Genomic DNA, 17,888 nt, shown 5'->3' on the forward strand with positions numbered 1-17,888 from the left:
ATACAAGGAAGTGCCATGAGCGAATACGTTGCCGTCATCTCCCTGCCCACCCGCGCCGCCACGTACGAGGAGTACTCGAACCTCAAGAACACCGCGGACACGTACGGGGTGGTGTCCTCCGCGATCGTCGAGCGCAACGCGGACGGTACCTACGACATCCCCGAGACCACCGACGGCACCACGGGCACGGGCACCCTCAGCGGTTCGCTCATCGGCATGCTCGTGGGCGTGCTCGGCGGCCCGGTGGGCATGCTGCTCGGCATGTCGGTGGGCACGGCGACCGGCGCGCTGGTGGACGCGAGCAACCTCGACGACAGCGACGACGTGATCTCCCTCTTCGCGCAGCAGCTCCCGCCCGGCAACAACGCGATCATCGTGCAGACCGAGGAGCCGACGACCGATGCGCTCGACGCGCAGGTCGCGCGGGCCGGCGGCCGCATCGCGCGCCGCCCGCTCGACGAGGTGATCAGCGAGCTCGAGGCGCAGCAGGACGCCGCGGACGCCGCGGCGAAGGCCGCCCGCAAGGCGGCGCACGAGCAGAAGAAGCAGGAGCGCCACGACAAGAACGAGGACCGGATCAACGCGCTCAAGGCCAAGTTCAGCCGCGACTGACCACCCACGTCGTTAGGCTCGCCATGTGAGTGACTACGAGTTCCTGCAGGCAGCGCCGCCCGGTCCCTCCTTCGAGAGGAGCTGGCCCGTCCGCACGGGTGACGTCGACCCCGAGCGGCGGGTCCGGCTCGACGGGGTCGCGCGCTACCTGCAGGACATGGCGAACGACGAGATGTTCCACCGCGGTTTCGACGCCACCGACCCGTACTGGCTGGTGCGCCGCAGCATCATCGACGTGCTCGAGCCGCTGCACTGGCCCTCGGACGTGACCCTCCTGCGCTGGTGCGAGTCCACCAGCTCCCGGTGGTGCAACATGCGGATCACGCTGCGCGGCAGCGCCGGTGGGCACGTCGAGACCGAGGCCTTCTGGATCCGGTTCAGCGCCGACTCGGGGATGCCGACGCACATCAGCGATGGCGGCATGGAGTACCTGCAGCAGTACGTGACGGAGACCCGGCTGCGCTGGAAGGCGCTCAATACCGCCACACCGCCCGAACCCTCGGCGGGCGATTACACCGTGAAACTGCGCGCCACCGACTTCGATCCGTACCAGCACCTCAACAACGCCGCGTACCTGCAGCTCGTCGAGGACGACCTGAACGGCGACGCCCTGCTCGCGGCCCCGCACCGCGCGATCATCGAGTACCTCGCGCCGATCCCGCTGGGTTCCAGCGTGCAGGTGCGGTCCGAGCGGGACGACGCCGGCTACCGGCAGTGGCTGTACCTCCTCGACGACGAGGGCGCCCCCGCCCGGAAGCCCGCCTCCGCCGTCTCCGTGGTCGCCCTCCCCGGCGAGCCCTTCAACCCTCCCGCGCCGTGGCCGCCGGAGCAGGTCGACCGGATCGAGTGGCGGGTCTGACGGCTCCGAATCGGTCGAAAAGGCGCACCCCTCCCGCCCCGCGTGACGGCACTCCATTCGCAGGCCTAAGCTCCTTGAGGTAGATATATAAGATCTTCTAACCTTAAGGACGGAACGTTGGCGCCGGCCCTGCTCGACACCCCCGCATCGAAGCCGCACAGCGACTCGTACAAGTGGATCGCCCTGTCCAACACCACCCTCGGGATGCTGATCGCGACGATCAACAGCTCGATCGTGCTGATCGCGCTGCCCGACATCTTCAAGGGCATCCACCTGAACCCGCTGGAGCCGGGCAACACCAGCTACCTGCTGTGGATGATGATGGGCTTCCTGGTCGTGACCGCGGTCCTCGTGGTCGCCTTCGGCCGGCTCGGCGACATGTTCGGGCGGGCCCGCATGTACAACATGGGCTTCCTGATCTTCTCGATCTCGTCGATCTTCTTGGCGGCGACCTGGTTCGACGGGCACGCCGCGGCCCTGTGGCTCATCGGCTGGCGCGTGGTGCAGGGCATCGGCGGCGCCTTCCTCATGGCGAACAGCTCCGCGATCCTCACCGATGCCTTCCCGCCCGACCAGCGGGGGCTCGCGCTCGGCATCAACAGCGTCGCGGCGATCGCCGGCTCGTTCCTGGGCCTGATCATCGGCGGCCTCCTCGCGCCGATCAACTGGCACCTGATCTTCCTGGTCTCCGTGCCCTTCGGGGTGATCGGCACCGTCTGGGCGTACCTGAAGCTCGAGGACCGCGGCGCCCGCGTGCCGGCCACGATGGACTGGTGGGGCAACCTGACCTTCGCCGTCGGTCTCATCGCGGTCCTGGTCGGCATCACCTACGGCATCCAGCCCTACGGCGGCCACGCGATGGGCTGGACCTCGCCGTTCGTGCTCGCCTGCCTGCTGGGCGGCGCGGCGGTGCTCGCGGTCTTCTGCGTCATCGAGCTCCGGGTCGACTCCCCGCTGTTCGACCTGCACCTGTTCCGGAACCGGGCGTTCGTATGGGGCAACGCCGCGAACCTCTGCGGCTCGCTGGGCCGCGGCGGGCTGCAGTTCATGCTCATCATCTGGCTGCAGGGGATCTGGTTGCCGCAGCACGGCTACGACTACACGCAGACGCCGCTGTGGGCGGGCATCTACATGGTGCCGATGACCGTCGGATTCCTGCTCTCCGCCCCGATCTCCGGCGCCCTCTCGGACCGGATCGGCGGCCGCGCACTGAGTTCCGTGGGCCTCGTCATCACCGCGCTCACCTTCCTCGCGCTCATCGCCCTGCCGGTCGACTTCGCCTACTGGGCCTTCGCCGTCATCCTGTTCGTCAACGGCGTCGGCATGGGGATGTTCGGCTCGCCCAACCGCGCGGTCGTGATGAACTCGCTGCCCGCGACGTCCCGCGGGTCGGGCTCGGGCATGATGACGACCTTCCAGAACTCGGCCATGGTGCTCTCGATCGGCCTGTTCTTCTCGCTGATGATCGCGGGCCTGTCGGGCTCGCTGCCCGGCGCGATGTCGACGGGGCTCCAGGCCAACGGCGTTCCCCCGCAGTACGCCTCGGAGATCGCCGCGCTGCCGCCGGTGGCGGTGCTGTTCGCGGCCTTCCTCGGCTACAACCCGGTGCAGGAGCTGCTCGGCCCGCACCTGGCGCAGCTGCACCTCACGGCCGAGCAGACCCAGCACCTCACCGGGCTGCAGTTCTTTCCGCACCTCATCGCCGAGCCCTTCCGCTCGGGCCTGGAGCTCGCCTTCTCCTTCGCCGCGGTCGTCTGCCTCCTCGGCGCGGTCGCCTCGCTGCTGACGGGCGGCAAGGAGGCCGACGGTACGCCCGACGACGACCCCGAGACCCTCGAGTCCGAGGCCGACGAGGTGGAGACGATCGCCCGGTACTGACCGGTTCCGGGGCCCACCGGCTCCCGGGCTAGGCCGACTTGGCCAGCCGCACCGCGACGTTCTTCATGAGCGGCTGGTCGGACTGGGTGCTGTAGTCGGCGATCCCGATGAGCGCGTTCATCTCCGGCATGTAGCCGGCCGCGGCGCCCCGGGGGAGGTCGTACTTCAGCGCCCGGAACCGGCGCAGCGTGCGCTCCGAACCGTCGCGCGAGGTGGAGGTGATGTCCACGAAGTCGCCCTCGGCGAGGCCGCGGGCGGCCATGTCGGCCTCGTTGAGGAAGATCAGCTCGCGCAGGTTCTTGATGCCGCGGTACCGGTCGTTGGCCGAGTAGATCGTGGTGTTCCACTGATCGTGCGAGCGCATGGTGCCGAGGATGAGCACGTCCTCGTCCGCGGGGATCACGTTCGGCATCGGGGCCAGCGAGAAGTTCGCCCGGCCGGACGGCGTGCGGAAGTCCCGCTCGCGGGCGGGCTGCGGGATGCGGAACCCACCCGGGTTCTTGAGCCGCTCGTTGAAGCCCTCGAAGCCGGGGAGCACCTGCGCCATCACGTCGCGCATGCGGTCGTAGTCGTCGACGTAGGACTGCCACGGCGTCCGGCTGTCGGGCAGCGTCGCCTTCGCGATACCGGCGATGATCGCCATCTCGGACTTCAGCTCCTTCGACGCGGGCCGGCGCTTGCCGCGGGAGATGTGCACCATGCTCATCGCGTCCTCGACGGTCACGCCCTGCAGGCCCGCGAGCTGCTCGTCCTTCTCGGTGCGGCCGAGGCAGGGCAGGATGACGGCCCTACGGCCGTGCACGAGGTGGCTACGGTTGAGCTTGGTGCTGACCTGCACGGTGAGGTCGGTCTTGCGGAGGCCGGCCGCGGTGTACGCGGTGTCGGGCGCGGCGAGCACGAAGTTGCCGCCCATCCCGACGAAGACCTTCACCCGGCCGTCGTGCATGCCCTCGATCGAGTTCACCGTGTCGAGGCCGCCGGCCCGCGGGGAGACGATGCCGCAGACCTCGTCGAGCTTGTCGATCCACGGCGGCGGGCGGTGGTCGATGCCGCACGTGCGGTTGCCCTGCACGTTGCTGTGGCCGCGCACGGGCGAGGGCCCCGCGCCGGGCCGGCCGATGTTGCCGCGCAGCAGCAGCAGGTTGGTGATCTCGCGGACGGTGTCCACGCCGTGCTCGTGCTGGGTGATGCCCAGGCACCACGCGATGATCGTCTTGTCCGCGTCCAGGTACACACGCCCGGCGCGGCGGATCTCCGACTCCGGCAGGCCCGCCTGGGCGGTGATCTCGTCCCAGCTCGTGGCCGCCACGAGGTCGCGGTAGGCCTCGAACTCGGCGGTGCAATCACGCAGGAACGCGGCGTCGAGCACCGTCGGATCCGATTCCGCGGCCTCGAAGACGACCTTGGCCATGCCCCGCATCAATGCGAGGTCGCCGCCCGGCCGCACCTGGATGTTCATGTCGGACACCGAGGTCGCCTTGAACAGCGCCATGTCGACCATCTCGTGCGGGACGATCGTCTTCGTCGCGCCGGCCTCGACCAGCGGATTGATGTGCACCACCTGCGCGCCGCGCCGCGTGGCGTCGGCCAGGGCGGTCAGCATCCGCGGCGCGTTCGACGCCGCGTTGACGCCCATGATGAACAGGGCGTCCGCCTCCTCCCAGTCCTCCAGGTCGCAGGTGCCCTTGCCCGTGCCGATGGACGCCTGCAGCGCGCGGCCCGACGCCTCGTGGCACATGTTGGAGCAGTCGGGGAGGTTGTTCGTGCCGTACTCGCGGGCCAGCAGCTGGTAGAGGAAGGTGGCCTCGTTGCTGAGCCGGCCGGACGTGTAGAATGCCGCCTCGTTCGGGCTCGAGAGCCCGCGCAGGGCGTCGCCGACCAGGGCGAACGCCGCGTCCCAGCCGATCGGGACGTACCTGTCGGAGGCCTCGTCGTAGACCATCGGCTCGGTCAGCCGGCCCTGGTCCTCGAGGTCGAAGTCGGTCCAGTCCGCGAGCTCGGTCACGGTGTGCTCGGCGAAGAAGTCGCGCTTGACCCGCTTGGGCGTCATCTCCCAGGTCACGTGCTTGACGCCGTTCTCGCAGAAGTCCAGCGTGAGCTTCTTGTCATCGGGCCAGGCGCAGCCGGGGCAGTCGTAGCCGGTGGGGTGGTTCATCACGAACATCGAGTGCGTGCCGCGGATCAGCTCGCGCTGCTGGAACAGGATGGTGCCGACGGACTTGGCGGCGCCCCAGGAGGCCGCCGCGTGGTGGTACGGGGAACTGGACCAGGCGCCGTCGGTGACCGGTCCGAAGCCACCCTGGCGGGGGACGTCGGGCAGGAGCCCGGGCACGTGGGCCGGGGCCTGGGGCTGGTGATCGGTGGTCATGTCAGGACTTCCTGTCGCACTCGCTGGGGCTGGGAGTAGACGTTCATGTGGTCGCCGCGGACGAAGCCGAGCAGGGTGAGGCCGGCCTCGTCGGCGAGCTCGACCGCGAGGGACGACGGTGCCGAGACCGCGGAGAGCACGGGGATGCCCGCCATCGCGGCCTTCTGCACCAGCTCGAAGCTGGCGCGCCCGGAGACCTGGAGGATCACCCCGCGCAGCGGCAACCGGCCCTGCAGCAGGGCCCAGCCGATCACCTTGTCGACGGCGTTGTGCCGGCCCACGTCCTCGCGGAGCACGAGCAGCTCGCCGGTCTCGGCGTCGAACAGCCCGGCGGCGTGCAGGCCCCCGGTCTTGTCGAAGACGGCCTGTCCCGCGCGGAGCCGGTCCGGCAGCGCCGCGACCCGCTCCGCGCCGACGACGACCGGGTCGGTCCGCACGTCGAAGCGCGAGACGGTGCGGACCGCGTCGATGCTGGCCTTGCCGCACATCCCGCAGGAACTGGTGGTGTAGAAGTTGCGGGTCACGTCGGGTGCGGGCGGGCGGACGCCCTCCGCGAGGGCGATGTCGAGCACGTTGTACTCGTTGATCTCCCCGCCGGTGCCGGGCCCGCCGCAGTGGATGGCGGAGCGGAACTCGTCCGCGGAGCCGATGACGCCCTCCGAGACGAGGAAGCCCGCGGCGAGCTCGACGTCGTTCCCGGGGGTGCGCATGGTGACCGCGAGCGGCGACCCGGCGACGCGGATCTCGAGTGGCTCCTCCACGGCGAGAGTGTCGATGCGGCGCAGCGGATCACCGCCGACGGTGACCTTGACCACCGCTCGACGCACCGTGATCCGACCCATGCCCCTGACGCTACACCCGTGTCTTCCGCGCGATCACGGCATCGGCGGGAGGCGGAGACGGCCCGTCAGCCGCGTGCCGCGCCACCTGCGTCGCCGCCGGCTCCGGCCCGGTCGTCCGACGCGACCTTGTGCGCCTGCAGCTCCTGATCGAGCGCGGCGTCGAGGGCCCGGTCCAGGGCCGCATGGGCGTTCTCGGTGCCCGCGCGACGCATGGCGCCGAGCAGTCCGACCGCCCAGGCGACGTCCTCGTCGGACGATGGGAGCCAGCCGGGTCCGCGGCGCCGGTCCACCTCGTCGTGCGCGGCGGCCATGAGGATCTCGGCCGCCTCGTTCATCTTGGCGACGAAACGGTGTTGCACGTCGACCAGCACGGCGAGGTCCATGCCCTTGGCCACCAGACGCGCGAGGTTGCCGATGATGTGCCGGTCGGCCGCCTCGTACCGCCCCGACTCCGCGGTCTCGGTGACGATGCCGGCGCCGAGGAGGGCGGCGAGCGCGTCCTCGTCCAGCGGCCCGAGCCGCGACTCGAGCTCCGCCCGGCTCAGCACCGGCCGGTCCGCCGACGCCCACGGCTCGTCGAGGATGTCGTTGAGGTCGAGCGCGTCGCCGATCCTCGCGCCGGGGTTGGTGAGGAAGGTCGCGATGTGCCCCAGGTTGAAGCCGTTGCCGAGCAGCTTGTTGATGGCGAGCAGGTTCCGGAGGTGCTTCTCGGTGTAGATCGCGACCCGGCCCCGGCGCAGGGGCTGGGGCAGCAGCCCGCGCTCCTGGTAGCCCCGGATGTTGCGGGTCGTCGTCCCCGACACCCGGGCCAGGTCGTCGATCCGGTACTCGGTCATAGCCGCATGCTATCCGGCGGCGACCGCCGCACCCGCCTCCTCGTGCACGAGGATCCGGTAGTCCCGCAGGTCGACGGCGCGCAGCTGGCCCACGTACTGCGAGGCGAAGCCCGGGTACATGGTGGCGTTGAAGCCGTCGTCGGTGAGGTACCAGCTGCTGCAGCCGGAGTTCCAGGTGGTCGAGGTGAGCCGGCGCTGGATCTCGCGGTTGTACTCCGCCTGCACGTCGGCGCGCACGTCGAGCGCCTTCCAGCCGTTGCCGACCAGCTGGGCGATCGCGTCCGTGATGTAGTCGATCTGCGCCTCCATGTAGACCAGCGCCGAGCTGTGCCCGGGGCCGGAGTTGGGGCCGAAGGTGACGTACAGGTTCGGGTACCCGGAGACCGCGACGCTGCGGTGGGCGTACGCGCCGCCGCTCCACTCGTCCGCCAGTACGCGTCCGTCGAGCCCGGTGACGGGGATCGGCGAGCCGGTCTTGGAGACGTCGAAGCCGGTGGCGAAGACGATGCAGTCGAAGCGGTGCTCGACGCCCTCGACGGTGCGGATCCCCTGCGGCGCGATGCGCGCGATGGGCCACGTGACCAAGGTGCAGTTGTCGCGCTGTAGCGCCGGGTAGTAGTCGCTGGTCATGAGGAGCCTCTTGCAGCCCGCGGCGAAGTCGGGGGTGAGCTGGCGGCGCAGCCACGGGTCGCGCACCTGCAGCCGCAGGTGCAGCTTGCTGACGGCCTCCACCACGCGGGTGAGCGGGGTGTTCCAGACGACGCCGAGCGCGACGGACTCGTGGCCCCAGAACCACAGGGCGCGCGCGAGCTGCTGCGCGCCGGGGATCGAGCGGTACAGCCCCTTGGTGAATTCGCCGGTCTCGGTGTTGATCCGGGGCAGCACCCAGCCGGGCGTGCGCTGGAAGACCTTGACGGAGGCGGCCTTCTTCACCAACTCGGGCACGATCTGGACGCCGCTGGCGCCGGTGCCGACGACGGCCACCTTCTTGCCGGTGAAGTCGTAGTCGTGGTCCCAGCGGGCGCTGTGGATCTTGTGCCCCTCGTAGTCCTCGATGCCGCGGATCGCGGGGAAGGAGCAGTTCGCGAGGGGGCCGGAGGCGAGGATCACGGACCGGGCGCGCAGCGGCTCGCGGCCCTCGAGGGCGATGGTCCACTCCCCCGCGTCGGCGTCGTACTCGAGTCCGGTCACGGTGTGCTCGAACCTGATGTGCGGTGCGACGCCGCTGGTCTCGACCATGCGGTCGATGTAGTCGAGGATCTCGGCGCTGCCGGAGTAGGTGTGCGACCAGTCCGGGTTGGGCGCGAAGCTGTAGGAGTACAGGCGCGACGGGATGTCGCAGGCGGCGCCGGGATAGGTGTTGTCGCGCCAGGTGCCGCCGACGCGGGTGTCGCGTTCGAGGACGACGAAGTCGTCGATCCCCTTGTCGCGGAGGCGGATGGCGGCGCCGATGCCGGCGAAGCCGGCGCCGATGACGGCTACGGAGTGGGTCATGGCTGATCAGATCCTCGTCAGGCGGTGGGCTCGTAGGTCAGTTCCTGCGACCAGGTGGGTGTGCGGTGCACCAGGGGGAACGGGATGAGGGAGGTCGCCTTCACCAGCGTGTCCGCGGGCACGTGGTAGAGCCGGTTGGTGCGGTTGATCACCCAGCTGCCGTGCCAGGCCACCACGCGGAACATGGGGAGCCGCTTGATGTACTCGCTGCGATCGCCGGCGGCGCGGTAACGCTTCATGGCGCCGTACAGCCGCTCCTCGTCGACGCCCATCTCGACGATGTTGTCGCGCATCTTGTTCAGCAGCGGGACGTAGCTGAGGAAGCCGATGAGCAGCGAAGGCTTGACCCACCCGCCGACGAAGTCGATGGTGCGCTTGCGCAGGTCGGCGTGGCCGAGCATGTCCATGACCTCGAAGTCGACCGCGAGGTGGCGGGATTCGTCGGCGTTGATCCGCTTGAACACCTCCTGCGCTACCGGGTCCTTCACCTCGTCGGTGATGAACTTGATGAGGGCGCCGTCGAGGGCGACCTCGAGCATGGGGATGACGGTGCCGAGGAAGGAGAGCGACATGCCGTCGGAGTGCTGGTCGAGCCAGTTGATCACGAGCTGCACGTTGATGTTCGGCGACGGGATCTCGTCGTCGTCGAGCATGCCCCACCGGCGCATGAGCGCGAGCTCGGCGTTGGCGTGCTTCTGCTCCTCCGCGTGGAAGTGCTCGTAGATGCTCTTGAGCGTGGGGGTCGGCGCCTTGCGCGCCATGGCGGCGAAGCCGCGGGCGCCCACGTTCTCGATCCACATCAGGTCGGAGAGGAAGGGCTTGAGCTTGGCGTGCAGCTCGGGGTCGATGAGCTCGGCGCCGGGTGCGTCCCAGTCGATGTCGACGAGGGCCCACTGCCGGTCCTTGATCATCTGGAGCATGTTGTCGAGGTCCATGGCCATGAGAGCGGTCCTTTCGGGGTGGCGGAGAGGGTGTCCGGTCAGGAGGCGGGGAGCAGCCGGGTGAGCAGGCCGAGTCCGCGCACGTAGGGGGTCGGGAAGTGGCGCTTGAGGTGCCAGATGACGTTCGCGTCGAGCTGGGGCACCACGTAGAGGCGGCCGAGGTCGAGCGCGTCGAGGGTCTGCGCGGCGACCCCGTCGGGCGAGATGCCCGTGAGCTTCATGAGGGTGCCGGCGAGGTTCTTGCTGCCCTCGGTGATCCGGCCGTCGCGCGCGACATTGGTCTTGACGAAGGTGGGGCACAGCACCGTCACGTTCACGCCGGTCCCGGCCAGCTCGGCGGCGAGGGTCTCCGACAGCGACATCACGCCGGCCTTCGAGACGTTGTACGGCCCCATCGACGGCGCGGCCGCGAACCCGGCGGCGGAGGCGACGTTGATGATGCCGCCGCGGCCCGCCTCGCGGAGCATGGGCGCGAACAGCTCGCACCCGTGCACCACGCCCCACAGGTTGATGCCCAGGGCCCAGTTCCAGTCGTCGAGCCCGATGTCGCCGACGGGACGGCCGCCGATGCCGACGCCCGCGTTGTTGATCACCAGGGTGGGCGGACCGTCGAAGACGGTGCGCGCGAATGCCGCGAGGGATTCGACGGCGGCCCGGTCGGCCACGTCGACGACGACGGCGTGCGCCCTCCCGCCCCGGGCCTCGATGAGCCCGACGGTCTCCTTCGCGCGGCCCTCGTCGATGTCGGCGCAGACGACCTCCCCGCCGCGGCCGGCGAGTTCGAGCGCGAAGGCACGGCCGATGCCGCTGCCGGCGCCGGTGACGACGGCCTTCGCGTCGCCGGTGATCGGATCGCGGACGAGGTGGTGCAACAATCGGTCGATACCGAACATCAGGAGGCCTCCGAATCAGTGTGAGCCGCAACGGTGTCGAGTGCGGCGAGGAAGTCGCGCACCCGCAGGAGCGCGGCGTCGGCCTCCGGCGCGAGCCGGGGCAGCGCCTGGAAGACGTGCATGAGGCCGGGCCAGATCTCGAGCGTGCTCGCGCCGCCGTGCGCGCGGAGCTCGGCGTCGAGGTACCGTGCGTCCGCGGAGAGCATCTCGGCGCCGCCGGCCTGGATCAGGAAGGGCGGCAGCCGGTCCGAGCGTTGGAAGTCGAGGCGCAGGCGCGGATGCTCCGGATCCACGCCGGCGGTGTACAGGTCGACCAGGCGCTTCGCCGCGGCGGCGGAGATGGCCGGGTCCCGCCGCACGCGCTCCTGCTCTGCGGCGAGGGCGAAGGTGAGGTCGATGAGCGGGGAGAACAGGACGGCCGCGGCGGGCTGCGGGCGATCGGTGGCAGCGCGGTGCAGCAGCAGGTCGCAGATGAGGTGACCACCGGCCGAATCACCGGCGATCACCAGGTCCTCGGCCGCGTAGCCCTGGGTGAGGAGCCAGTCCCAGCCGACGGCGATGTCGCCCGCGGCGGTCGGGAAGGGGTGCTCCGGCGCGAGCCGGTAGTCCACGACGAAGACCGGGAGCCCGGTGGTGGCGGACAGTCGCGCGGCGAGGCTGCGGTGCGTGCGCGCCGAGCAGATCGCGTAGGCGCTGCCGTGCACGTAGTAGATCGCGCGCCGGCCGTAGGTGACGCCGGGACCGAGGACCCAGTCGCCCCGCACCGGGGCCCGCACCGCGGTGACAGCGGTCCCCCGCGGGGTCGAGCCCAGGGCGCCCATGATCGCGGCCACGAGGCCGCGGGCGAGCCGGACCCCGGGCGCGTTCATCGGGATCAACCCGGTGGCGGCGCCGAATCCGTAGCGGGTCAGCGCGGCTGCGAGGTCGGAACGGGTCGTCGAGGCCGACGGGACCGGCGGCGCCGGTGTCGTTGTTCGCATGTCATCCACACCACCAGCAATCGTGCCATTTGTCAATGGCACAGTTATCGCGGTAGCGTCCGGGTCCCCGACGAAGGAGCAGAGCACGTGGATCCATCGACGCCCGCGCAGTCGCACCCCCTCGAGGTCATCGACGTGATCGAGGAGACCGCCGACGCGGTCTCCCTCGTCTTCGCGCGCCCCGCCGGGGAACGCTTCGACTACCTGCCCGGACAGTTCCTGACGCTGCGCGTGCCGGGCACGCCGGAGGACGGAACCACCTGGGCGCCGCGCTGTTACTCGCTCTCCAGCACGCCCGGGATCGATCCGCATCTGCAGGTCACCGTCAAGCGGACGGCCGGGGGCTACGCCTCGAACTGGCTGTGCGACAACGCGAAGCCGGGGATGATCCTCGAATCCCTCCCGCCCGGCGGGCGGTTCACCGTGCGCGACTCCCCCGACGCGCTCGTGCTGTTCGCCGCCGGGAGCGGCATCACGCCGGTGATCTCGATCCTGCGGGCCGCCCTCGCGGAGTCCGCCGTGCCGGTGGCGCTCGTCTACGCGAACCGGGATCGGGGCTCCGTCGTGTTCGACGCCGCGCTGGCGGAACTGGCCGGCGCGTACGGCGAGCGGCTGCGCCTGACCCACTGGCTCGAGTCCGAGCGCGGTCTGCCAAACGCCGCGGCGCTCGGCGCACTCCTGCCCGCGCCGACCGTCGCGACGTCGGCGTACCTGTGCGGCCCCGCCCCGTTCATGGACTGCGCCACCGAGGCCGCCGCGGCCGCGGGCATCGACGGCGCGCGCATCCACCGCGAGGCCTTCTCGTCGCTGACCGGCGATCCGTTCGCCGCCACGCCCTCCGGGGCGCCGGCCGGCGGCCCGACATCGCCGGACGGTGCCGCGACCGCCACCGTCGGCCTGAACGGCGAGACCACCGTCATCGCCTGGCCCCGCGACCAGGTGCTGCTCGACGCGCTCCTGGACCGGGGCCTCGACGCTCCCTATGTGTGCCGCGAGGGCAACTGCGGCGGCTGCGCCTTCACGCTGCGCCGCGGCGAGGTGCACATGCTGGTCAACGACACCCTCGACGACTACGAGCTCGGCAACGGCGTCCGGCTCGCCTGCCAGTCACTCCCCCGGGCCGACGATCTGGAGGTCGAGTTCGACTGACCCGCGATCAGCGACCGGCCCCGATCGCGTGCCCGAAGAGCGCAGCCAGATCGCCGCCGACCACCTGCGAGAAGGTCGGCCACCAGGCCGGATCGAGAGCCATCGAACCCGCGTCCTTCGTGGAGCAGCCGGACGGGGCGGGCCTGCCCTCCAGGCGATCCCGGAGCCAGAGCAGCGCGAGTGGCGCGCCGACGACCTCACCGGTGATGTGCTCGCTGAAGTGGTCCCTCGTGTACGTCACCCTCGCCCCGGGCTTGGCGCAGTAGTCGGCGACCAGCCGGTTGACCTGACCGACTGGAATCACCTCGTCGGGATTCGAGTTCCAGATGTACATCGGCATGTCCGGCAGCACTGTGCCCATCCTCGTCTCGGCGAGAACCCGCCGGACGGGCGGCGCGGTGAGCGGATCGCCCGGCCACCGGATCATGCCCTTGAGGTTGACGAAGGGCAATGTCGCGGCCTGAACACCCACGCAGAAGGGCTGTTTGATCGCAGCGAGGAACTTCCCCGCGGGGTCGAGGTGCTTCTCGAGGAATTCCCGGAAGTAGGGGTACTCGCGGGTGAGTCCGAGCACCGCACCGAAGATCAGCCCGCTGGTCGCCTGGCCGTTCGCGACGTCGAGCACCACACCGAGATCCGCGGGAACGCCGCCCTCGGCAGCGCCGACGATCGGCAGCTCCGGGGCGTAGCTGCGCTTGAGCTCCGCCGCGTGACCGGTCGCGATGGCGCCGCCCGAGTAGCCGAACATCGCCATCCGGCTGTCCTTCGACACCCCCAGCGGACCGAAGTCCCGCGCCGCGCGCAGGCCGTCCAGGGTGATCCGCGCGTGCAACGGGCCCGCCCCGTAGGCGGACGCCGCGCCCTGGTAGTCCGGTATCGACACGGCGTAGCCCTGCTGCAGCACGCCCTGCACCACCAGCATCTCGAACGGGATCGCGGCGTTCTGCACGGGGAGGCTCAGCGACCACTGCTGTACCGCGTACGACGGGGCGCAGTACTGCGCCAGTCCGTCCTCCGCCAACTGCATGGACACCACGTGCCGCGCACCCGCAGTCCGACCCCGCGGCTTGAGCAGGGTGGTCACACCGAGAATCGGTTCTCCCCGGGTGTTCTCGGTACGGAAGGACACCTTCCACGCGTCCACATTGAGGGGCAGAACGCCGAAGTTCGCTGCGTTGATCGCCTGCGCCGCGACGATCTCTCCAGGCTTCTTGTCCGCGTAGGCCGCGGCCGGCGGCGCGTAGAACGACGGGTCGAACTCGGCCGGCAACGGGATCGCCGGAGCCGGCTCGACAGGCACCGTCGCCGGGCGCACCGCGTCGCCCGAGGCCACGCCGGGCAGCCCCGTCACCGCCATCGCGAACGCCAGGACCACGGCGCCGACCAGCCTCACGATCCGTCGCGAAATACCGCCACGAGCTGCCACGTTACCCTCCCGGGGGTTAGTGTGAAACATATGTGTGTCACTGTGATGACGGACACTAGCACGCGGCCGGGCGCGGAAACGCCAAATCGAAACGAATCTGTTTCAGATGGACGTCGGACACACGCCTCGGCGGTATCGTCATCCCGTGGCACGGACCAAGCAGTACGGCGGTGAGGAGCTCGAGCTCCGGCGCGCCCAGCGCCGACAGCGCCTCATGGAGGCGGGACTCGAGGTGTTCGCCCGTGACGGGTACTCGGCGGCGAGCGTGCCCGCCGTGTGCGCCGAGGCGGGCCTGTCCTCCCGGCAGTTCTACGAGCTGTTCGCCAACCGCGAGGCGCTACTGACGGCGATCTACACGGAGGTCCATGCGAACGCCATGGCCTCCCTCACGGCTGCGGTCGACGGATTCCCGAGCGACATGACAGAGCTCGAACCCTGGATCCGGGTCGGCCTCGGGGCCTACTTCGATCACTTCCGCGCCGATCCCCGGCGGGTGCGACTGTGCTTCATCGAGGTCGTCGGCGTCTCGCCCGAACTGGAGGAGCAGCGGCGCAGAACACGGGAGAGCTGGAGCGGAATCCTCGATGCGGCGAGCCGGTCCATCGCCGCGCAGGGTCTCATCGAGGCCCGCGACCGGACCTTCGACTGGACCGTCTTCCAGGGCGCCGTGAACGCCGCCACCGTGGAGTACGCGACCCGCCCGGAGATCGAGCTCGCCACCGTGACCGCGGCGCTGATGCGATTGATCACCTCCGGAGTCCTCAGCTGATCGACGCCCAGGCCTAACAGCCGAGCCGGGCGGCGATGGCCGCCGGAACGCCCTTCTCCGTGCACGAGAAGCCGCTGCCGAACGCGACGCCGCTCCAGCCGCCGCCGGTGTAGCGGAACAACAGCTTTGCGCTCTGCGGATAGGCCTCGCGCGCCGGTATGCGCGCGGTCGCCCAGTCGTCGGCGCAGGCGACCGAGTCGACGGCGAAGGGCTGGACGATCTGCGCGCCCCAGTTCATCTGGGCGTTGGTCCGCAGGGTTTCAGGGGTCGCCTCCGAGCAGTGCGAGACCGGCGCGGGCGTCGCGGTCGGCGCGTGCGGCGCGGTGGAAGTGGGCGCGGGCGCGCCACCGTCGAAGACCTGGGGCGGTACGTCCTTGTCGGGCGTCACGGTGCGTCCCGAGAGCGTGTACGTGACGATCACGGGGCCGCCAGAGACGCCGGCGGTACTGTCGCCCGGGTTGAGCCAGCGGTACGAGACCGCGACGGAGTCGTCGGTACTGCCGAAGACACCGGTGAACGTGGTGTACCGGCTGGTCGCCGTGCCGAGGTAGCCCTGGCGGTCGAAGAACAGGATCCACACGGGCGAGCTCCCCGTACCGCCGGTCAGGTCGGCGCGCGCCCACATCAGGGTGGGGCAGGAGCCCTCCCTCGCGTCGGTGCCACGCGTGGCGGTGAATCCGTTGCCGCGGAACGACGGGAGCTTCGCCACCGCATCCCGCACCGTCGAGGAGGAGAGGTCCAGGCACTTCCCGCTCCCCTGCGTCACGGGGCGTGAGTCGCCGCCCGCGCCGGGCGGCGTCGTGGCACCCGCACGGGCCTCTCCGGTTCCGGCCTGCGCGCTCGTCGCCGGCGCCGCGAAGGTCGACGGTGCGTCCCCCGCCGTGGTGGATCCGTCGCCGCACCCGCCGGTGAGAGCGAGTGCGGCGACGAGCGCGATGGCGGCCTTCGATGTCCTGATCATGCATTCCCCCGAACGACGGTCGGCGCAGCCCCCAGCGGTGCGCCGTCGTCCTCTCGTTCGGTGATCACCAGGCAATCGTTACCACCGTGTAGTGCAGCTCAGTCGACGACCTTCGTCGCGGCGTGCTCCGAGATCCGCGAGATGCGGTCGACCGGGACGCGGATCGCCCTGCCGTCGTCGAGGCGTACCGAGGCCTCCTCGTCGTACGGCACGGAGAGGAGGGTGCCGAAGGCGGCGGTTTCCTCGAGGTATCGAACCCGGTCGCCCGGATACAGTCGCACAGTCACCACTGCTCGTTCCTTCGTCGTGCGGCCCGCGCGGTTCGCGGGCCGGGCCCCACGGAGACGTTTCGCGGAGAGAACGACATGATTGCCGCCTGCACGCATGCCGCGCAACCGTACATGTACGGAACAGAACCCTTGTTTCACTTCACCGCATTGGCGCGATGGCTGCACTTCGGTGCCGTGACCAGCGCGAACATCCCGGTGAGCTGTGACCCAACGGCGACAACCCGCGTTCCCGACGAGGCGAGGGCGGCGAACGCCTACGCCGCGGTCACTCCGCTGAGTTGATTCATCGCGGCGAGGAACAGCCCGACCTGGACGGCGCCGCCGACGAGCGGCAGCCAGAACGCGGGCCGTCTCCGCACCACGAGGATCACGGCGACGACGAGGGCCACCGCGTACACGACGACCCCGCCGAGGTCGTTCAGCACGTACGCGGTGCCGAGCCTGTCGTAGTCGCAGTCGTTCGCGCCGCAGGAGTCCGTCGCCATCACCCAGAAGATGCTGAAGTAGAGGAGCCCGAGGACCCCGACCGCGTACCCGACGAACAGGGCGATCGTCGCCACCAGGTCGACGATGCGCCACGCCGGCCAGTGGGTCGGCACCTGCCGCCCGACGGGCATCGCCGCCCGGTACGGGTACTGCGGCACCTGGTGACCGGCGGCTGCGGGGGTGCCTCCGCGCGAGGATTCGTTCACCTGTCGATCATGGCGCGTCGGCCCGTTGCCCGGAATCCGTAACAGTGCGCGGCCTTCTAGGGGGAAGTACTCATGCGCCGTCAGTCGAACGAGTGGACCGCGCTGTAGACCACGCTCGGGTGCACGTCGAAGTCCTCGGCGATCCGCTCTGTGCTCTCCCCCGCCGCGGCCCGCCGCTTCGCCTCCGCCTTCCGCACCGGATCCAGGGGCGTGCGGTCCTTCGGCGGTCCCGGATCCGACGGCGCCGAACGCCGGATGAGCTGCCCAGCGAGCGAGATCCGGTCGAAGATGTAGAAGCCGTAGCTCCCCACGTCGGTGCCGGCGCTCGCGTCCACTCTGTCGTGCGGCCGGCGTCGGCACATCAGGTGAATCCCCCGGATCGGCCGCGGGCGCACACCGTCTCCGGACACAAGAAAACCCCCTGCGAACAGGGGGTTTTGCTTGTGGCCAGAGCCGGGATCGAACCGGCGACCTACCGCTTTTCAGGCGGTCGCTCGTACCAACTGAGCTACCTGGCCGTGCCGGTAAAACCGTCACCGCCGAGTTCTTCCGAACTCGGATGGCGACCCTGACGGGACTCGAACCCGCGACCTCCGCCGTGACAGGGCGGCGCGCTAACCAACTGCGCCACAGGGCCATATGCAATTTTCCGTCTTGCGACGTACCCCCTACGGGATTCGAACCCGCGCTACCGCCTTGAAAGGGCGGCGTCCTAGGCCACTAAACGAAGGGGGCTCGCTTCGGGCGACTTGAAGCCGCTCTCCGCACCGCTTCCGTGTTCCGTTGGGAGCTGGGATAGCTTATGGCACATTCCACCCAGTTCCCAAATCGGCTGGTCAGGGGCCAGAAATCGACGGCCTCGGGCCGCGGCGGTGAACAGCGGCTGAACAGGCCCCAG

Annotated in this window: 17 protein-coding genes and 3 tRNA genes; 5 read left to right on the plus strand and 15 right to left on the minus strand. The window is 70.1% G+C overall.

Features of this window, described 5'->3' with window-relative positions:
* Positions 1 to 15 precede the first annotated feature (15 nt).
* The 3 genes from WFK95_RS16675 (at position 16) to WFK95_RS16685 (ending at position 3,349) form a co-directional block, all read left to right on the plus strand.
* Complete coding sequence (locus WFK95_RS16675) at positions 16 to 612, plus strand: DUF1269 domain-containing protein (RefSeq protein ID WP_336671283.1); 597 nt, start codon at positions 16 to 18, stop codon at positions 610 to 612.
* Positions 613 to 637: 25 nt separating this feature from the next.
* A complete protein-coding gene (locus WFK95_RS16680) occupies positions 638 to 1,471 on the plus strand; it encodes an acyl-[acyl-carrier-protein] thioesterase (protein ID WP_336671284.1) in 834 nt (277 codons plus the stop codon).
* A 117-nt stretch (positions 1,472 to 1,588) separates the two neighbouring features.
* Positions 1,589 to 3,349 (plus strand): MFS transporter, encoded by a 1,761-nt coding sequence (locus WFK95_RS16685; protein ID WP_336671285.1) that lies wholly within the window; start codon positions 1,589 to 1,591, stop codon positions 3,347 to 3,349.
* Between the two features lie 28 nt (positions 3,350 to 3,377).
* Here WFK95_RS16685 and WFK95_RS16690 read toward each other — a convergent pair whose 3' ends face one another.
* The 7 genes from WFK95_RS16690 to WFK95_RS16720 all read right to left on the minus strand — a co-directional run bounded on the left by WFK95_RS16690 (position 3,378) and on the right by WFK95_RS16720 (position 11,703).
* On the minus strand, positions 3,378 to 5,717 hold the full coding sequence (locus tag WFK95_RS16690; RefSeq protein ID WP_336671286.1) for an FdhF/YdeP family oxidoreductase: 2,340 nt from the start codon (positions 5,715 to 5,717) through the stop codon (positions 3,378 to 3,380).
* Complete coding sequence (gene fdhD / locus WFK95_RS16695; protein ID WP_336671287.1) at positions 5,714 to 6,559, minus strand: formate dehydrogenase accessory sulfurtransferase FdhD; 846 nt, start codon at positions 6,557 to 6,559, stop codon at positions 5,714 to 5,716. The genes WFK95_RS16690 and fdhD overlap by 4 nt, the downstream gene beginning before the upstream one ends.
* Before the next feature lie 65 nt (positions 6,560 to 6,624).
* Positions 6,625 to 7,395: a MerR family transcriptional regulator gene (locus tag WFK95_RS16700; RefSeq protein ID WP_336671288.1), complete on the minus strand. Its 771-nt coding sequence runs from the start codon at positions 7,393 to 7,395 to the stop codon at positions 6,625 to 6,627.
* 9 nt (positions 7,396 to 7,404) lie between these two features.
* On the minus strand, positions 7,405 to 8,889 hold the full coding sequence (locus WFK95_RS16705) for a flavin-containing monooxygenase (protein ID WP_336671289.1): 1,485 nt from the start codon (positions 8,887 to 8,889) through the stop codon (positions 7,405 to 7,407).
* Between the two features lie 17 nt (positions 8,890 to 8,906).
* Complete coding sequence (locus WFK95_RS16710) at positions 8,907 to 9,830, minus strand: ferritin-like domain-containing protein (protein ID WP_336671290.1); 924 nt, start codon at positions 9,828 to 9,830, stop codon at positions 8,907 to 8,909.
* Between the two features lie 38 nt (positions 9,831 to 9,868).
* Entirely contained in the window at positions 9,869 to 10,723 is an 855-nt protein-coding gene (locus WFK95_RS16715; RefSeq protein ID WP_224647351.1) for an SDR family NAD(P)-dependent oxidoreductase, read from the minus strand.
* A complete protein-coding gene (locus tag WFK95_RS16720) occupies positions 10,723 to 11,703 on the minus strand; it encodes an alpha/beta hydrolase (RefSeq protein WP_336671291.1) in 981 nt (326 codons plus the stop codon). The genes WFK95_RS16715 and WFK95_RS16720 overlap by 1 nt, the downstream gene beginning before the upstream one ends.
* 87 nt (positions 11,704 to 11,790) lie before the next feature.
* Between WFK95_RS16720 and WFK95_RS16725 the strand changes: the two genes are divergently transcribed.
* Positions 11,791 to 12,852 (plus strand): ferredoxin--NADP reductase, encoded by a 1,062-nt coding sequence (locus tag WFK95_RS16725; RefSeq protein ID WP_336671292.1) that lies wholly within the window; start codon positions 11,791 to 11,793, stop codon positions 12,850 to 12,852.
* Positions 12,853 to 12,859: 7 nt separating this feature from the next.
* On the opposite strand, the gene WFK95_RS16730 is transcribed toward WFK95_RS16725, so the two are convergent.
* Positions 12,860 to 14,245 (minus strand): lipase family protein, encoded by a 1,386-nt coding sequence (locus WFK95_RS16730; protein ID WP_336671293.1) that lies wholly within the window; start codon positions 14,243 to 14,245, stop codon positions 12,860 to 12,862.
* Between the two features lie 178 nt (positions 14,246 to 14,423).
* On the opposite strand from WFK95_RS16730, the gene WFK95_RS16735 reads away from it, so the two are divergent.
* Entirely contained in the window at positions 14,424 to 15,047 is a 624-nt protein-coding gene (locus tag WFK95_RS16735) for a TetR/AcrR family transcriptional regulator (RefSeq protein ID WP_224647360.1), read from the plus strand.
* Between the two features lie 13 nt (positions 15,048 to 15,060).
* Here WFK95_RS16735 and WFK95_RS16740 read toward each other — a convergent pair whose 3' ends face one another.
* The 7 genes from WFK95_RS16740 to WFK95_RS16770 form a co-directional block, all read right to left on the minus strand.
* Positions 15,061 to 16,008 (minus strand): LppP/LprE family lipoprotein, encoded by a 948-nt coding sequence (locus tag WFK95_RS16740; RefSeq protein ID WP_224647362.1) that lies wholly within the window; start codon positions 16,006 to 16,008, stop codon positions 15,061 to 15,063.
* Positions 16,009 to 16,106: 98 nt separating this feature from the next.
* Complete coding sequence (locus WFK95_RS16745; RefSeq protein ID WP_224647364.1) at positions 16,107 to 16,295, minus strand: hypothetical protein; 189 nt, start codon at positions 16,293 to 16,295, stop codon at positions 16,107 to 16,109.
* A 257-nt stretch (positions 16,296 to 16,552) separates the two neighbouring features.
* The gene (locus tag WFK95_RS16750) at positions 16,553 to 16,990 is read right to left on the minus strand and encodes a DUF6264 family protein (RefSeq protein WP_224647366.1); all 438 of its coding nucleotides are present in this window, start codon (positions 16,988 to 16,990) and stop codon (positions 16,553 to 16,555) included.
* A gap of 80 nt (positions 16,991 to 17,070) precedes the next feature.
* The gene (locus WFK95_RS16755) at positions 17,071 to 17,352 is read right to left on the minus strand and encodes a hypothetical protein (protein ID WP_336671294.1); all 282 of its coding nucleotides are present in this window, start codon (positions 17,350 to 17,352) and stop codon (positions 17,071 to 17,073) included.
* 82 nt (positions 17,353 to 17,434) lie between these two features.
* Positions 17,435 to 17,508: transfer RNA gene (locus WFK95_RS16760), tRNA-Phe, on the minus strand.
* Positions 17,509 to 17,550: 42 nt separating this feature from the next.
* Positions 17,551 to 17,627: transfer RNA gene (locus WFK95_RS16765), tRNA-Asp, on the minus strand.
* Positions 17,628 to 17,652: 25 nt separating this feature from the next.
* Positions 17,653 to 17,725, minus strand: a tRNA-Glu gene (locus WFK95_RS16770).
* Positions 17,726 to 17,888: the final 163 nt, after the last annotated feature.

The organism is Tsukamurella sp. USMM236 (assembly GCF_037148755.1).
Lineage (GTDB): Bacteria > Actinomycetota > Actinomycetes > Mycobacteriales > Mycobacteriaceae > Tsukamurella.

Coding starts and splice junctions, on each gene's coding strand:
- WFK95_RS16675 (WP_336671283.1), top strand. CDS start 16: ATGAGCGAATACGTTGCCGTCATCTCCCTGCCCACCCGCGCCGCCACG.
- WFK95_RS16690 (WP_336671286.1), bottom strand. CDS start 5,717: ATGACCACCGATCACCAGCCCCAGGCCCCGGCCCACGTGCCCGGGCTC.
- fdhD (WP_336671287.1), bottom strand. CDS start 6,559: ATGGGTCGGATCACGGTGCGTCGAGCGGTGGTCAAGGTCACCGTCGGC.
- WFK95_RS16700 (WP_336671288.1), bottom strand. CDS start 7,395: ATGACCGAGTACCGGATCGACGACCTGGCCCGGGTGTCGGGGACGACG.
- WFK95_RS16705 (WP_336671289.1), bottom strand. CDS start 8,889: ATGACCCACTCCGTAGCCGTCATCGGCGCCGGCTTCGCCGGCATCGGC.
- WFK95_RS16710 (WP_336671290.1), bottom strand. CDS start 9,830: ATGGCCATGGACCTCGACAACATGCTCCAGATGATCAAGGACCGGCAG.
- WFK95_RS16715 (WP_224647351.1), bottom strand. CDS start 10,723: ATGTTCGGTATCGACCGATTGTTGCACCACCTCGTCCGCGATCCGATC.
- WFK95_RS16720 (WP_336671291.1), bottom strand. CDS start 11,703: ATGCGAACAACGACACCGGCGCCGCCGGTCCCGTCGGCCTCGACGACC.
- WFK95_RS16740 (WP_224647362.1), bottom strand. CDS start 16,008: ATGATCAGGACATCGAAGGCCGCCATCGCGCTCGTCGCCGCACTCGCT.
- WFK95_RS16755 (WP_336671294.1), bottom strand. CDS start 17,352: ATGTGCCGACGCCGGCCGCACGACAGAGTGGACGCGAGCGCCGGCACC.